Origin of the sequence: Enterococcus sp. FDAARGOS_375, from assembly GCF_002393265.1 — a bacterium.
Lineage (GTDB): Bacteria > Bacillota > Bacilli > Lactobacillales > Enterococcaceae > Enterococcus_D > Enterococcus_D innesii.
In genome coordinates, this window is record NZ_CP023515.1 from 1,610,923 (window position 1) to 1,626,601 (window position 15,679).

The following is a 15,679-nucleotide window of genomic DNA, read 5'->3' on the forward strand; positions in this document are numbered from 1 at the left end:
GCTTGCACGGATGTTTTTTGCGTGCCATCGGCTTTCTTGGCATAGGTACAAAATCTTCTTATGACAAATCAGGCAATTATCGGTATACTTAAGAAAGGGGTATCATCAAACAGAAAGAAGGGAAACAATTGGATCATAAACAACTAAAAGAATTCCCCAATGATTTTTTATGGGGTTCAGCATCAGCAGCCTATCAAGTAGAAGGCGCATGGCAAGAAGACGGCAAAGGCGCTTCGGTTTGGGACGATTTTGTCCGCATTCCAGGAAAAACCTTTAAAGCAACGAACGGAGATGTCGCGGTCGACCATTACCACCGCTTCAAAGAAGATGTTGCCTTGATGAAAGAACAAGGATTGAAAACCTATCGTTTTTCCATTGCTTGGACACGGATTTTTCCAGAAGGACGAGGAGAAGTCAATCAAGCAGGGTTAGACTTTTATTTAGCCTTGATCGATGAACTGATAAAAGCAGGGATCGAACCGATGGTGACCTTGTACCATTGGGATCTGCCACGAGCTTTGCAAGAAGAATACGGTGGCTGGGAATCTCGCAAAATCATTGAAGATTTCACCAACTATGCGGCCGTATTGTTTGAAGCCTTTCGCGGCAAAGTCCACTATTGGGTCAGCTTGAATGAACAAAATATCTTTACTTCGTTAGGCTATCTTTTAGCTGCCCATCCACCTGTAGCGACCGCCCAAAGGTAGACCAAAAGTCTCGCTTTTTGGGGTGCTTCAAAGGAGAACGTCCTTTTTTTGAGTATTATCGTTGACAAGTGTAAACGATAATTGTAAAGTAGAAGAAGATTACAACTGTAAACATAAAAGGTTAATGGGTTTGCCTAGCAAGCAAGGAGGAAGGAAACAATGATCGAAAAGAATTATGGGGTAAAAGGGATGACCTGTGCGTCTTGTTCCCAGACAGTCGAAAAAACAGTCAACAAGCTGGCGGGGGTCGACCAAGCAGCGGTCAATTTGGCTACTGAAAAATTACATATTCGTTATGATGAGCAGCAGCTCACCGAAGAAACACTCGCTGCGGCCATCAAAGCAGCGGGCTATCAACTGATCGGCTCTCAAAGACAAGAGACCTTTGCCATCTCGGGCATGACCTGTGCGTCTTGTGCCCAAACAGTAGAAAAAGCTGTCCAAAAATTAGCGGGTGTGGAGCAAGCCTCCGTCAATCTGGCAACAGAAAAACTGACGGTCAGCTATCAACAAGATCAAGTGACCGCCGCGAAGATCGCAGCTGCCGTGAAAGAGGCGGGCTATGATGCACAGCTGCCGACCGCTTCTGCCGACAAGGTGGATTCAAAACAGGCAGAGATTCGTGCTTTATGGCAACGGTTTTGGATTTCAGCGCTCTTTACGATCCCCTTGTTCTATTTGACGATGGGGGAAATGATCGGTTTGCCGATCCCTGGCTTTTTAGATCCGATGGCCTATCCAGTCAATTTCGTTACCACTCAATTGCTTTTGGTCTTACCGGTGATGGTCCTCGGTCGCGCCTTTTACATTGCTGGTTTCAAAGCGCTTTGGAAAGGCCATCCCAACATGGATTCCCTCGTCGCATTGGGAACCAGCGCTGCCTTCTTTTATAGTATTTATGGGACCGTGATGGTCTACCTGGGCACGACCCACTATGCGATGCACTTGTACTATGAAACGGCCGCCGTTATTTTGGCATTAGTGACCTTAGGAAAATACCTTGAGTCGGTCTCGAAGGGCAAAACCTCCGAAGCCATCAAGAAGTTGTTGGATCTCGCACCGAAAAAAGCCCGTGTGCTTCGCGGCAGCGGGCATCAAGCCGAAGAAGTCGAAGTGGGTATTGAAGAAGTCGCAGCCGGCGATATCTTAGTCGTACGACCTGGTGAAAAGATTCCTGTGGATGGGATCGTTACCCAAGGACGCTCTGCCATCGATGAATCAATGATCACCGGAGAAAGCTTACCTATCGAAAAACAAGTCGGTGATCGGGTGATCGGCGCCAGTATCAACAAAAACGGCTCGTTTCAATATGAAGCCACCAATGTGGGAGAAGATTCAACGTTAGCGCAAATCATTCAGTTAGTAGAAAATGCCCAAGGTTCCAAAGCGCCGATTGCCCGCATGGCTGACAAAGTTTCGGGTGTGTTTGTCCCGATCGTCATGGTCTTGGCGGTTTTTGCAGGACTTGCCTGGTTTTTCTTAGGACAAGAAACCTGGATCTTCTCATTGACCATTACGATCTCTGTATTAGTGATTGCTTGTCCGTGTGCCTTAGGATTAGCGACACCGACCGCCATTATGGTGGGTGCGGGCAAAGGGGCAGAAAATGGCGTCTTGATCAAAAGCGGCGATGCGTTAGAAACAGCTAGAAACGTGACGACGATCGTTTTTGATAAAACCGGCACGATCACAGAAGGCAAACCAGTCGTAACCGATCTCCTGCCTGCCGGCAACCACACGCCGACGGAATTGCTGCAGCTGGCGGCTTCTGTTGAAAAAGGCTCAGAACATCCATTAGGCGAAGCCATTGTGATCGAAGCCCGCACGCAGGCGCTCTCCCTGCAAGAAGTTGACGGGTTTGAAGCGATCCCAGGGCATGGGATACAAGGCACGATTGCTGGCAGTCCAGTCCTATTAGGCAACCAGAAATGGCTGGAAAAACAAAACGTTGCCCTCGATGGCCTGATCGAGCAAGCCCAACAATTGGCTCACGAAGGGAAAACACCGATGTATGTTGCCAAAGACGGCGAAGCGATCGGGATCATCGCTGTGGCAGATACTATCAAAGAAAGCAGTCGAAAAGCTATTGAACGGTTGCATCAAATGGGCTTGTACGTAGCAATGATCACGGGCGACAATGCCCGAACGGCCCAAGCCATCGCCAAACAAGTCGGTATCGATGAAGTGATCAGTGACGTCTTGCCAGAAGATAAAGCCGCCAAAGTAGCTGGCCTGCAAGCCAAAGGCCAAAAGGTTGCGATGGTAGGTGACGGGATCAATGATGCGCCCGCGTTAGCCCAAGCCGATGTAGGGATCGCGATCGGCTCCGGTACCGATGTCGCCATCGAATCGGCAGACATCGTACTGATGCGCAGCGATCTGATGGACGTCCCATCCGCGATCGAGTTAAGTCGGGCAACCATCAAAAACATCAAAGAAAATCTTTTCTGGGCTTTTGCTTATAACGTCTTAGGCATCCCTGTTGCAATGGGTGTGCTGCATCTTTTCGGCGGCCCCTTGCTCAATCCAATGATCGCTGGGGCGGCCATGAGCTTCAGCTCGGTATCCGTTTTATTAAATGCCTTGCGGCTGAAACGATTCCAACCCTCAGCGAAAAAATAACCGAAGTAACGAATGAAACAACAAAAAGACCTGCCCACGGTTTTCTTCCATCAGAAACCGTGGGTAGGTCTTTTTAGTTCTGGACATCTAAATAAGAGTAGGCCCGCACATCATAACGGTTGCGACTACGGGAAAATTCAATGGGTGAGCCATTTTTCTGATAGACGATCTGTTCGATCTCTAAGACCGGATCATCGGCTTTACAGTCCAAATACTGTTGATCGTACGCGGTACTTTTATCAGCGGCGATGGTGCGGTAAGCGCCAGCAAACTGGACCCCTAGTTCCTCTTTGACATAACGGTAGATAGAACTTTCTAAATGGCCACGAGTTAAATTGGGCACCAAATGGACGGGCATATAGGTATATTCTAAAATAAACGGTTGGTCTTCAAGAATCCGCAAGCGGACAATACTATAGATCGGCTGTTCTTCCGTCAACATCAACTTTTCTTGGATCGTTTGGTCAGGAAATTCGACTTGAAAATCGATGACCTGACTGACTAGCTTGCGGCCAGCTTTGCCCATTTCCGTTGACAAGCCTTCATAGACCGTTAAAGCAGTGGTGTCTTTTTTTAAGAATGGGTGGTTCAATATTTTTGTTCCAGCGCCCCGCTGAGAATAAACCAGTCCTTCCATGGCTAAAATACCGATGGCTTTTTTGACGGTCATCCGGCTGACTCCGAATTCCTCGACTAAATCAGTTTGATTCGGAAGTAAGCTGTCAGGCGGATACGTGTTGTTTTTGATACGTGTGCGTAAAATATTGGCAATTTCTTGGTATTTTGGCATCTGATCACCTCGCAAGAAGTATAGCTGAAAAAAGCGGTTTCGACAATCAAACCTTGGTTTTTTTATAAAAAGAATGGCTGACTGAAAAAATTCAGCCAGCCGTTGCGCTTAATCGATCGATGGTTCTGCTTGACGATCTAACACACGTAAGAATGGATACCAGATTAAGCCGACGATCACCACGTCAATGACTTGTAGCAAACCACCTAACCAAGAGTTGGTTGCTAAGACACCACTGAAGACCACTGGAACGGTCCAAGGGACAGATACACCAGTTGGTGCAGGAACAAGTCCAGCCGCCATCACTAAGTAGTTGAAGGTCGTTACCACAAGAGGTGCCACGACCCAAGGAATCAGGATCGTCGCATTCAAGACGATCGGCATACCGAAGATGGCTGGTTCGTTAACGTTAAAGATCCCTGGTGCTAAAGCCAAACGACCCACATCGCGGTATTGTTTTTTCTTCAATACGAAAGCCATCAAGATAACAACGGCTAACGTCATACCAGAACCGCCTAATCCAACGGTAAAGGTTTCCATAAATGGTTTTGTGACGATATGCGGCAGTGCATCCCCATTTTGATACGCTTCTAAGTTGTCTAACATCAATGTATTCCAAATCGGGTCCATCACAGAGTTGACGATGATTTGACCATGTAGACCGAAGAACCAAAGGAATTGAACAAAGAACAAAGCCAGTAGAGTTGCTGGCAAGCTGCTGCCTAGTCCAGTCAATGGTTTTTGGATCAATTCATAAACCAAGTCATGCAAGTTGGCATTGAAGACACCCGTCATGATGGCATTGATCACTAAGAATACCGTTAAGGTGATAATTGCTGGAATCAAAGCGGCAAAAGATTTAGAAACTGCTGGTGGCACCCCATCAGGCATTTTGATCTGCCAGCCGCGTTTTGTGATGCGGCAATAGATTTCAGCTGCCAAAAATGCTGCGATCATCCCGATAAACATCCCTTTTGCGCCAAGACGATCAAGAGACAGCACACCGGAGATCGTTTCGCCAGATTCAGTAGTCATAAAGAAAGGAGTCAAGATCAAAAAGCTGGCAAAAGAAACGGCACCGCCAAAAATCCCTTCCACATCATATGATTTTGATAAATAATAGCCAATACCGAAAGTAACGAAAACAGTCATGATACTCATTGTTGCATTTTGCCCATTACCAAACAGTGTTCCTAATGTTCCTTTAGTGGCATCACTGAAGAAGGGCAGGTTGTTTAAAACGACCACGATCGATCCAAACATAGTGATTGGGAACGAAAGCATAAACGCGTCCCGCAAGACGGTCAGGTAGCGATTTTGTCCTAAGGCATTCGCCAAAGGCAAAATCTTTTCAGATAACTTATCCATAAAACCATTCATTATTAGTTCACTCCTTAAATTTCTTTTTGCAATCGATTACATTGATAATGTATCATGTTTTATTTTAAATGTCTATACATTTATTTTAAAAAAGATTGATTTTTGTAACTGCTTCCTTTATGATTAGGGCAGCAAAGAAAAAATGAGGAGTGAATGAAGATGGATTATCAATTTCCAGCAGGCTTTTGGTGGGGGTCAGCCGCTAGTGGCCCACAAACAGAAGGTGTATTTGAAGGTGATGGCAAAGGGGCAAGCATCTGGGATTACTGGTATCAGCAAGAACCAGAGAAATTTTTCAATGGGGTAGGTCCTGAAAAAACCTCGCAAGTCTACACACGCTATCAAGAAGATATTCAACTCATGAAAGAAACCGGCCATACGACGTTTCGGACGTCGATCCAATGGAGTCGTCTTTTCCCGCAAGGCAAAGGAGAAGTCAATCAAAAAGCCGTTGATTTTTACAATGCCTACATTGATGAGCTGATCGCCAACGGGATCGAACCTTTCATGAATTTATACCACTTCGATATGCCAATGGCGCTGCAAGAAAAAGGCGGCTGGTTGAACCGAGAGACCGTGGATGCCTATGTCGCATTTGCGCAAACCTGCTTTACATTATTTGGTGATCGTGTCAAGAAATGGTTCACTCATAATGAACCGATTGTCCCTGTTGAAGGCGGCTATCTTTACCAATTCCATTATCCGAATGAGATCAACATGAAACATGCAGTCCAAGTTGGGTTCCACGAAACGTTGGCGAGTGCCAAAGCCATCAAAGTCTATCATGAGATGAACCTTGATGGGGAGATCGGCATCATCTTGAACTTGACGCCAAGCTATCCAAGAGATGAGAACGATCCAGAGGATGTCAAAGCAGCGCAAATCGCAGATGCCTTCTTTAATCGTTCTTTCTTAGACCCAGCGGTCAAAGGGACGTTCCCAGAAGAATTAGTGACCATCGTCAAGGAATTGGATATGGTACCAGCAATGGAAGCAGATGATTTACAAACGATTCGCGAAAATACGATCGACTTGTTGGGGATCAATTATTACCAACCTCGTCGTATCATGAAGAAAGAATCACCGATCGATGAAGCGAAAAGTCCAATGCCTGATGATTACTTTGATAACTATGATATGCCAAACAAGAAAATGAACCCGTATCGCGGATGGGAAATCTATGAAAAAGGGATCTATGATATTTTGACGAACACGCGAGAAAACTATGGCAATATCAAGTGCTACATTTCTGAAAATGGCATGGGTGTCGAAGGAGAAGAACGTTTCGTCAATGCTAATGGCGTGATCGAAGATGATTACCGCATCGAATTTGTCTCTGACCACCTAAAGTACGTCCACCAAGCGATCCAAGAAGGAACCAATTGTGTCGGCTACCATATGTGGACCTGCATGGACAACAGGTCATGGACCAATGCTTACAAGAACCGTTACGGATTTATCTCCGTTGACTTAGCAAATGATGCTAAACGAACGGTGAAAAAATCAGGTCGTTGGTTTAAAGAAGTTTCAGATAATAACGGCTTTTAATAACAATGAAAAAAGCAATGCTGTAGGAATCAGCATTGCTTTTTTTGTGTAAAATCGCGGATTTTTCTGGCTGATTTCAAAGGGGGTATTCTATTAAAAAACCACCTGTTTTTGCAAATGATAAGCTGGGTTAAATAAAAGAACAGTTTTGATAAAGAAAAGACTAGACATGGAAACGTTCTCGTGGTATTCTTTAGTAGAAATCGGTTTCATTATTTTGTTTTGGGTTTGAAAGGAGAAAAAACAATGGATAAATTTATTGGATTTATGGAGAAGCACTTTATTCCGATCGCTTCTAAAATAGGCTCTCAAAGACATCTAGTGGCCATTCGTGACGGATTCATCGTAACGATGCCGTTGATGATCTTAGGCTCTTTTGGGGTATTGATCAACAACTTACCAATTCCTGCCTATATTGATTTTATGAATGGCATTTTTGGTGAAGGGACATGGCAAGCCTTTGGGAACAACTTGTCAGCAGGTACTTTTTCAATACTTGGTCTGTTAATCGCTTTCACAGTAGCGTATAATTTAGCTAAAAGCTACAATCAAGACGCATTAGGTGCTGGGGCGATCTCAGTTGCAAGTTTCTTCGCATTAGGTGCAATGGCGACAGGCCCAGATGGTTTGTTAACAGCTGCCGGACTTGGTTCTCAAGGATTATTTTTAGCATTAATCGTATCGATCATTTCTACTGAGATCTTCCGTCGTCTAGCTGGCAACCCACGCTTAGTCATCAACATGCCTGATGGCGTACCACCAGCAGTATCACGTTCATTTGCTGCGTTATTCCCAGCAATGATCACCGTATCGATCTTTGCTTTGTTTACAGCAATTTTCCAAGCATTTGGTGTGACAAGTATCGTATTGTCCTTCTATGAATTGGTGCAACAACCATTCATGGGCTTGGCAAACTCTTATCCAGCTGCTTTGCTATTAGGTTTTATCTCTGCATTCTTATGGTTCTTTGGTTTGCATGGTGCCAACATCATCGACCCGTTCATGCAAACGATCAATGTGCCAGCGATCGAAGCAAACGCACGAGCATTAGAAGCAGGCACAGATTTGCCTTATATCGTCAACAAACCATTCTTTGATTCTTTCGTGAACATCGGCGGAACAGGGGCGACACTAGGTCTTCTGATTGCGATCTTTTTAGTTGCTCGTCATCATAAAGCGTATATGACTGTCGCAAAACTATCCGTTGCACCAGGTGTGTTCATGATCAATGAACCAGTGATGTTTGGGTTACCCGTTGTCTTGAACCCAATCTTGTTCATCCCATATGTGTTGACACCACTTGTTTTAGTAACGACTGCTTATTTTGCAACCGCAACTGGCTTAGTTCCTGCAAGTACCGTCATCGCACCATGGACGACGCCACCAATCATCGGCGGTATTTTGTCGACACAAAGTATTGCTGGCGGAATCTTGGCAGCTGTTAACTTGATCTTGTCGATCGTTATCTACTTGCCGTTCGTGAAAATGGCGCAAATTCAAGAAACACGCCGTTTAAAAAATGCGTAATGTCTGATCGAGTCGATTAGAAACAAGCGCCAAACGTAATAGACCTTATCCGGCCGCGATCAGAGTGCAATACCCCTTATCACACTGCTTCATTGGAAGGTGCAGTGGTGTGATGACACTCTTTTCGTTTGGCCGGTTCTTTTCTCATTTTTCAATCAATACAATACAACACACGTTTTGGAGGTGGCAAAATGCCCAAATATATGGAGATCGCAGATGTTCTGCGTAAAAGAATCAAGGACGGAACTTATCCGAAAGACAGTCTTTTACCTTATCAAACAGAGTTAGTGGAAGAGTTTGGCGTCAGCCGAATGACGATTAAAAATGCGGTGAATATCCTGATTATGGAAGGTTTGCTGCTGACAAAGCGCGGCTTAGGGACCAAAGTTTTGAATCATTCCTTTTGGGGCAAAGATACCTCATCGGTGACAGAATACAAAGGCCTGAGCTATCAAATGAAACAAGAAAAACGGACGTTGACTAGCCAAGTCATCACCTTTGAAGTCTGTTTTCCTACAACAAGAATTCAAGAGATGCTTCAGATCACTGCTGAACAACCAATCTACCATGTGATCCGTTTGCGGATCTTAGAAGGCAATCCCTACATACTTGAGCATTCCTATATGCCATTGGATCTGGTCAGCGGTTTGACGAAAGAGATCTTGGAAGAATCCGTCTATGACTATCTGTTGCAAGATTTAGGCTACAAATTTGCTGGTGCTTATCGGACCTTTCAGGCCGCCAAAAGTGATGAATACGATCAAACCTATTTAGCGTGCCAAGTAGATGATCCAGTATTGGAATTAGAACAGATCATCTATTTAGAATCGGGACGGCCAGTGGACTATTCCTGCAGCCGCAATCGGTATGATGTTCGTGGCTATTCCATGTTAGACATGAAGCCTGATCTGTTACAGCACCGCAAAAAGTAACGGCTTACAAAATGCTTCTTCAACGAAAAAACGCTTCATAGCTACTGTTGGCTATGGAGCGTTTTTGTTTTGACTTAAGAAGTGGGTTGGTTTTGATCGCCTAGTTTGGCTAAGATAGTTTCCGCAACGGCTTTGGGAATACCAGCTTGCTGGATCTCTTCCACGGAAGCTGCTTGGATGTTTTTTAACGACTTGAAGGTTTTCATGAGCTGTTGCTTGCGTTTTGGTCCTAAGCCAGGAATTTCATCTAGCTTGGAAGAAAAGCTGTTTTTACTGCGCAGTTGGCGATGGAAGGTGATCGCAAAACGATGGACCTCATCTTGGATCCGTTGCAGCAAAAAGAATTCTACAGAATTGCGTTCCAGCTGGATCGGATCTAAAAATTCTCCGAAAATTAACTCACTGGTTTTGTGTTTGTTGTTCTTCACTAAACCGGCAACGGGAATATCTAAACCTAGCTGGTTATGCAGCACTTCTTGGGCAGCACCGACTTGGGCTTTCCCGCCATCGATGATGATCAGATCAGGAAAAGGCAGGTTTTCTTTTAGGACACGAGAGTATCGGCGGTAGATGACTTCTTGCATAGAGCCATAATCGTCGCCGCCTTGTGCGGTACGAATCTTATATTTCCGATAATCATCTTTAAACGGCTTCCCGTCGACAAAAACCACCATTGCAGAAACCGGATCGGTCCCCATGATGTGGGAGTTATCGAAGGCTTCAATCCGATAAGGTGTCGGGATCCCCATGGCTTCGCCTAGACGATCCACTGCACCGATCGTCCGTTCTTCAGTACGCTCGATCAACGCAAATTTTTGTGCCAAGGCAATGCGGGCATTTTTATTGGCCAAATCGACCAATTTCTTTTTGTCGCCTCGTTGGGGCTGCAGGACTTTGGTTTCCAGCAGCGCTTCTAACGGTGCGGCATCGACATTTTGCGGAACAAAGACTTCTTTGGGAATGAAGTGTTCATTCTTTTGGTAAAACTGGCCGACGAAGGTCAAGAAATCCTCATCCGCTTCATTGTAGAAAGGAAACAAAGAGACTTCTCGTTCGATCAGCTTTCCTTGACGGATAAAGAAGACTTGGACACACATCCAGCCTTTGTCGACACTGTAGCCAAAGACATCACGGTCCATCAGATCTGTCAGAGTCATTTTTTGTCGCGTCATGACGGTATCGATCGCTTGGATCTGATCCCGCAGCTCAGCCGCTCGCTCAAACTCTAACGTTTCAATGGCTTCGCCCATCTTCTCTTTCAGATCTTTCAAAATATCGACGTGACCGCCATGGAAAAAGTGTTTGACTTGATCAACGATCTTCTGATAATCCTTAGGGTCTACATTGTTGACATAAGGACAGACACATTGACCCAAATGATAATAAAGACAAGGCCGCTTTTGAGAAGGACCGCATTTTCGCAAAGGAAAGAGGCGATCTAGCACCCGTTTGGTTTCGTTGGCTGCTCGTGCATCAGGATAAGGGCCAAAATATAAAGCCCCGTCTTTTAAAACTTTACGAGTGATGATCAGACGCGGATAGCGCTCTTTGGTCACTTTAATAAAAGGATACGACTTGTCGTCCTTTAACATGATATTGTATTTTGGTTTGTTTTTTTGAATCAAATTGATTTCCAGCAGCAAGGCTTCCGTATTTGATTCGGTAACGACGTACTCAAAATCATTGATTTCTTGAACGAGCCGTTCGGTTTTCGTATCGTGGCTGCCGGTAAAATACGAACGGACACGATTTTTTAAAATTTTGGCTTTCCCAACATAGATGATTTTGTTATTTTTATCTTTCATTAAATAACAACCAGGTTGATCAGGAAGCAGCGCTAATTTGTTCTTGATTTGTTCGTTCATTTCAAGATCCTTTCTTACTGGTTTGCTTCACGAACTGCAAAAGTAGTCAAAGGGTGGTCTAAGCTCTCCTCAAAAAGGGGAACATTAGAGCCCATAGCCAGTACTCTTCATTTTAGCACAAATTTCTTAAGAAACAATCAATCGGACCAGATCGGCAGCGAGGAAGCGTAATCGTAAGAAAAGGTTAAGAAATCCCACGAGGCGGTGATTTCCTCCCTTAAAAACAGGTGAATTTATTTGCTTTCTGCTTGTAAGGAATCCTCTTGAGACCACTCCTGAATGAAGGTCCGCAATCCCTCGATGGCTGGTTCTGTGACTACTTTGCGCTGAATGAGGTAAAATTGCCTCTCAAAGTTTTTATCCAGCAGTTGATAGCCAATGCCGTGGGCGGCTCGCTTGGAAAGGATCGAACAGCCGAAACCTTTTTTCAGCAAAGCGACAATCAGTTCATTGCTGGCGATCTCGATGATCGATCCTTGAATGTTCTGTTCCTCCAGATAGCGCTTAGTGTAATAGTAGACACCAGAACTCGCTTCTCGGACGAGCCAAGGTCCGGTTTGGGGATCGCCAGCTAAGACGAGTTGATCTTTCAAAATCGGGAAACGCAAAATACTTGGTGCGGATAAGGGTTTTTCAATGATCCCTAAATCCAGTTGATGTTGTTCAAGCGCTGTTAAGACTTCAGCGGAGTTCATCATCGATACCCGAAAACGCACCGTGGGAAAGGCGTTGTATAAAGCAATCATCAAGTCAGGCATCAACGCCATCGCATAGGTATGAGAGATGCCTAGGGCACAGTGACTTTGATGTTGCGTGTTGGTATGGATCTCGCTGGCGATCGTCGACCACTCATCCAATAAATTCAGTGCCTTTTCGTAAAGGTACTCTGCTTGGGGCGTGGCGATCACGTTTTTGCGACCATTGCGTAAAAAAAGCGGTGTATCCAAGTCTTGTTCCAACTGCTTGATTTGAGCAGAAACCGTGGGCTGCGAAATAAACAGCAATTCGGCAGCTTTCGAAAAATTTTTCGTTTCATAGACCATCTTAAAGGTCTCCAGTAATTTTAGCATTGCAATCCCTTCCATTAGAAAATTCAATCATAACTATTATACCAATAAATCCTACTGATCGGTCAATCTGTGTATAATGGATGTTATATGAAAGGATGAAAGCAATGAAGCAACGACAAACAGCTTTGATACTTCCCGGTTTGTTCCTGTCCTTTTCGGTAGCCGTCATCGCCCGAATCATGGCTTTGGCTGTGCCAAAATTAGGGGGAGCAACCCTTGCTATTTTATTAGGAATCATTTTAGGAAATACACTGTTCAAGCAAGAACGCTATCAAGTCGGGACGAAGGTTGCGGAAAGTCGGCTCTTGGAATATTCGGTGGTTTTGCTGGGCTTTACCGTCACTTTCCAGACCATCAGTGAAATGGGCCTTCGGGGCTTTCTCTTTATTTTGCTGATGATGAGCTTGGTCATTACCGCTGCTTATTTGATAGGGAAAAAAATGGGCTTTAATCAAAAGATGAGCCTGATGATGGCAGGCGGCAACGCTGTCTGCGGGTCCTCTGCGATTGCGGCGATCGCACCAGCCATTGATGCCGATGATGAAGAAAAAGGGCAGATCATCACCTTGGTCAATCTTTTAGGAACGGTGATGATGCTGACGCTGCCGTTTTTAGGCTTGGCCTTATACGGCGATGATCTATTGCAAAAAAGCGCCTTACTTGGTGGCACGCTGCAATCCGTCGGGCAAGTCGTGGCGGGGGCTAGTTTGATTGATGCCGACACCGTCAAATACGCGATGCTCTTTAAAATCGCGCGCATCATCATGTTGGCAGTCGTCGTCATTGTTTTTGAACGAATGACGACAAAGACCCCCACCAAAACCAAAGGAAAAGGCAAACTACGGCTGCCGATCCCTTGGTATGTGTTGGGCTTCTTGACCATCTGTATCTTGAACAGCTTCTTGCCACTGCCTAGCTGGTTGAATGAGGGGGCTCATTTTATCAGTACGTGGTTTGAAACGACGGCGTTGGCAGCCATCGGTTTGCGGCTGGATTTCCGCAAGTTTTTAAAAGAAGGCCCGCGCTTTTTATTCTATGGTCTTTCCGTTGGCGCCGTCCAAACCGTGGGTGCTGTTGCATTGATCTGGTTGCTGCGGCTCTAATGTTTTCACATAAAAGCGATCCATCGTGGTATGCTGTGCCGCCAGTAGTGGTTGGGACAATGCGCGATAGCCGGCTTTTTGATAGACATGCAAGGCAGCTTCTAAAGAATGATGGGATTCTAAATAGAGTTGCCGATAGTCTAGTTGAAAAGCTTTGGCCTCGATCTTCGCCAGCAGGGGATAGCTGAGGCGCTGCCCTTTGGCGGCATCACTGAGATAAAATTTTTGCAGCTCGGCGATTTTCCCTTCTGAATCATAAGCGGCAAGACCACCGCCACCTAAAAGGGTACCCGATTCATCGGTGACGACAAAATAATGGCGGGTAGCAGGATCCGCTGCATAAAATTCACTTAAGTGGTCTAACTCGGGATCAAAATAGGCAGTTCCTGGAACCGCCAACTGGTGGTCGGTCAAGCTTTTGCGAATGATAGCGGCTAAGGGCGCATCATCTTGAGATTGGATCGGACGAAATATCGGCTTCATGCAGTTCCTCCTTAACGTAAAAGTAAATGAATAGCTATAGTGTACCACAGCATCGAGGTAGTGTTTAGTGATGATAAGAAAAGCCATCCTCGCAATGGCGCCCCTCTTTAATAAGAAAACCGCCCCCTCGTTGCCAGGCTCCTAATGTGAAAAGGAGTATGGCGCAACGAGGGGGCGGTTTTTGTGTTCGTCATGGAAGCAGTAATTAGAGCGTTTCACCATTAGAGGCGATCACTTGCTGGTACCACGCAAAGGAATCTTTTTTCAAACGATTCAAGGTTCCTTTGCCGGTATTGTCTTTGTCGACATAGATCATGCCATAGCGTTTTTCCATTTCGCCGCTGCCGAAGCTGACGATGTCAATGATCCCCCAAGGCGTATAGCCTAATAGCGGTACACCATCTTCAACCACCGCTTTTTCCATCTGTTCGATATGCTCTTTCAGGTAAGTGATGCGGTAGTCATCATGGACTTGCTGTTCATCGGTTAATTGATCGTAAGCACCAAAGCCATTTTCTACGATAAATAGCGGCAAGTCATAGCGTTGATAGATCGTATTTAACACATAGCGCAACCCGACTGGATCGATAGGCCAGCCCCAATCAGAAGCACTAATATAAGGATTCCTCACGATTTTTGCTCCCGGGATATCCTCAGTTGGTGTGCCAGCCACTTCATCAAGGGTTGAGATCGTTCCTGACATGTAATAGCTGAACCCAATATAATCAACGGTTCCCCCTTTTAATAGCGCTTGTTCCTCGGGCGTGATCTCAATCGTGATGCCTTTTTTTGCCCAATATTTTTGCACATAGGTTGGGATCTTGCCTCGTACGTGGACGTCGCTGTAAAAATAGCGCCGTTCATTGGCTTTGACGGATGCCATCAAATCAGCTGGCGCACAAGAGTAGGGGTAGACCGGGACATAGGCCATCATACAGCCAATCTGAAACTCTGGATTGATTTTTTTGCCTTCGATCACGGCTGCCGCACTGGCAATCAACTCATTGACGCCCGCTTGAAAGACGAGTGCTTCTTTTTGACTGTCATCCTCGATGATCATGGCAGAATTGGTCCAAACGTGCAGCGGCTCTTGCCCATCTGCTTGATTATTGATCTCATTGAAAGTCATCCAATACGTCACTTTGTCACGATACCGTTGAAAGACAGTCTTAGCGAATTTGACAAAGAGGGGAATCACTTCTTTGTTAGCAAACCCACCAAATTCTTCATAGAGAGCGTAGGGCATTTCAAAGTGGGACAAAGTGATCACGGGTTCGATGCCATTTGCCTGCAATTCTTCGAAAAGATCATCGTAATATTGGAGACCGGCTTCATTTGGTTCTTCTTCTGTTCCAGTTGGATAGATCCGGCTCCAAGAAATCGATGTCCGTAGACATTTCAAGCCCAGTTCTTTGAATAACTGGATATCTTCTTTGTAGCGGTGATAAAAGTCAATGGCTTCATGGTTCGGGTAATATTCCCCTTCAATGACGCCTTTGGTGATTTTACGGGGAATACCGTTGCCGCCGGCCGTCATGACATCGGCGGTACTCATTCCACGACCAGCAACATTCCAAGCGCCTTCCGCTTGATGGGCAGCGATCGCGCCGCCCCATAAAAAATCTTTTGGCATTTTTGCGGACATAAATTTC

The 15,679-nt window shown here is 45.4% G+C and carries 11 protein-coding genes and 1 pseudogene; 6 read left to right on the top strand and 6 right to left on the bottom strand.

The genetic code is table 11. The features are described from left to right. Positions 1-128: 128 nt before the first annotated feature. Both CO692_RS08790 and CO692_RS08795 read left to right on the top strand, forming a co-directional pair. Positions 129-695, top strand: a pseudogene (locus CO692_RS08790) (glycoside hydrolase family 1 protein); the annotation flags it as partial. A 171-nt stretch (positions 696-866) separates the two neighbouring features. Next, a complete protein-coding gene (locus CO692_RS08795; RefSeq protein ID WP_096742058.1) occupies positions 867-3,329 on the top strand; it encodes a heavy metal translocating P-type ATPase in 2,463 nt (820 codons plus the stop codon). A 73-nt stretch (positions 3,330-3,402) separates the two neighbouring features. On the opposite strand, the gene CO692_RS08800 is transcribed toward CO692_RS08795, so the two are convergent. Together CO692_RS08800 and celB are read right to left on the bottom strand one after the other, a co-directional pair. Continuing rightward, complete coding sequence (locus CO692_RS08800) at positions 3,403-4,119, bottom strand: GntR family transcriptional regulator (protein ID WP_086293627.1); 717 nt, start codon at positions 4,117-4,119, stop codon at positions 3,403-3,405. A gap of 108 nt (positions 4,120-4,227) precedes the next feature. After that, a complete protein-coding gene (gene celB / locus CO692_RS08805) occupies positions 4,228-5,499 on the bottom strand; it encodes a PTS cellobiose transporter subunit IIC (protein ID WP_005226670.1) in 1,272 nt (423 codons plus the stop codon). A gap of 159 nt (positions 5,500-5,658) precedes the next feature. On the opposite strand from celB, the gene CO692_RS08810 reads away from it, so the two are divergent. From CO692_RS08810 to CO692_RS08825, 3 genes are all read left to right on the top strand, one after another. Next, entirely contained in the window at positions 5,659-7,047 is a 1,389-nt protein-coding gene (locus CO692_RS08810; RefSeq protein ID WP_413464657.1) for a glycoside hydrolase family 1 protein, read from the top strand. Positions 7,048-7,293: 246 nt separating this feature from the next. Then, entirely contained in the window at positions 7,294-8,574 is a 1,281-nt protein-coding gene (locus CO692_RS08820; RefSeq protein ID WP_005232725.1) for a PTS sugar transporter subunit IIC, read from the top strand. A gap of 191 nt (positions 8,575-8,765) precedes the next feature. Beyond that, on the top strand, positions 8,766-9,506 hold the full coding sequence (locus CO692_RS08825; protein ID WP_005226685.1) for a GntR family transcriptional regulator: 741 nt from the start codon (positions 8,766-8,768) through the stop codon (positions 9,504-9,506). A 74-nt stretch (positions 9,507-9,580) separates the two neighbouring features. Here CO692_RS08825 and uvrC read toward each other — a convergent pair whose 3' ends face one another. Both uvrC and CO692_RS08835 read right to left on the bottom strand, forming a co-directional pair. Then, positions 9,581-11,371 carry an excinuclease ABC subunit UvrC gene (gene uvrC, locus CO692_RS08830; protein WP_086293632.1) on the bottom strand — a complete coding sequence of 597 codons (1,791 nt, stop codon included), beginning with the start codon at positions 11,369-11,371 and terminating at the stop codon, positions 9,581-9,583. Positions 11,372-11,604: 233 nt separating this feature from the next. Next, positions 11,605-12,456: a LysR family transcriptional regulator gene (locus CO692_RS08835; protein WP_096742060.1), complete on the bottom strand. Its 852-nt coding sequence runs from the start codon at positions 12,454-12,456 to the stop codon at positions 11,605-11,607. 65 nt (positions 12,457-12,521) lie between these two features. On the opposite strand from CO692_RS08835, the gene CO692_RS08840 reads away from it, so the two are divergent. Beyond that, positions 12,522-13,544: a YeiH family protein gene (locus CO692_RS08840; RefSeq protein WP_016619553.1), complete on the top strand. Its 1,023-nt coding sequence runs from the start codon at positions 12,522-12,524 to the stop codon at positions 13,542-13,544. On the opposite strand, the gene CO692_RS08845 is transcribed toward CO692_RS08840, so the two are convergent. Continuing rightward, complete coding sequence (locus CO692_RS08845) at positions 13,470-14,027, bottom strand: GNAT family N-acetyltransferase (protein WP_096742061.1); 558 nt, start codon at positions 14,025-14,027, stop codon at positions 13,470-13,472. The genes CO692_RS08840 and CO692_RS08845 overlap by 75 nt on opposite strands. 205 nt (positions 14,028-14,232) lie before the next feature. Next, positions 14,233-15,672 carry a 6-phospho-beta-glucosidase gene (locus CO692_RS08850; RefSeq protein WP_086293638.1) on the bottom strand — a complete coding sequence of 480 codons (1,440 nt, stop codon included), beginning with the start codon at positions 15,670-15,672 and terminating at the stop codon, positions 14,233-14,235. Between the last annotated feature and the right edge of the window lie 7 nt (positions 15,673-15,679).

Bases quoted from the DNA above. Each gene is read 5' to 3' on its own strand.
- CO692_RS08795 (WP_096742058.1), top strand. From the start codon at position 867: ATGATCGAAAAGAATTATGGGGTAAAAGGGATGACCTGTGCGTCTTGT.
- CO692_RS08800 (WP_086293627.1), bottom strand. From the start codon at position 4,119: ATGCCAAAATACCAAGAAATTGCCAATATTTTACGCACACGTATCAAA.
- celB (WP_005226670.1), bottom strand. From the start codon at position 5,499: ATGAATGGTTTTATGGATAAGTTATCTGAAAAGATTTTGCCTTTGGCG.
- CO692_RS08810 (WP_413464657.1), top strand. From the start codon at position 5,659: ATGGATTATCAATTTCCAGCAGGCTTTTGGTGGGGGTCAGCCGCTAGT.
- CO692_RS08820 (WP_005232725.1), top strand. From the start codon at position 7,294: ATGGATAAATTTATTGGATTTATGGAGAAGCACTTTATTCCGATCGCT.
- CO692_RS08825 (WP_005226685.1), top strand. From the start codon at position 8,766: ATGCCCAAATATATGGAGATCGCAGATGTTCTGCGTAAAAGAATCAAG.
- uvrC (WP_086293632.1), bottom strand. From the start codon at position 11,371: ATGAACGAACAAATCAAGAACAAATTAGCGCTGCTTCCTGATCAACCT.
- CO692_RS08835 (WP_096742060.1), bottom strand. From the start codon at position 12,456: ATGGAAGGGATTGCAATGCTAAAATTACTGGAGACCTTTAAGATGGTC.
- CO692_RS08840 (WP_016619553.1), top strand. From the start codon at position 12,522: ATGTTATATGAAAGGATGAAAGCAATGAAGCAACGACAAACAGCTTTG.
- CO692_RS08845 (WP_096742061.1), bottom strand. From the start codon at position 14,027: ATGAAGCCGATATTTCGTCCGATCCAATCTCAAGATGATGCGCCCTTA.
- CO692_RS08850 (WP_086293638.1), bottom strand. From the start codon at position 15,672: ATGTCCGCAAAAATGCCAAAAGATTTTTTATGGGGCGGCGCGATCGCT.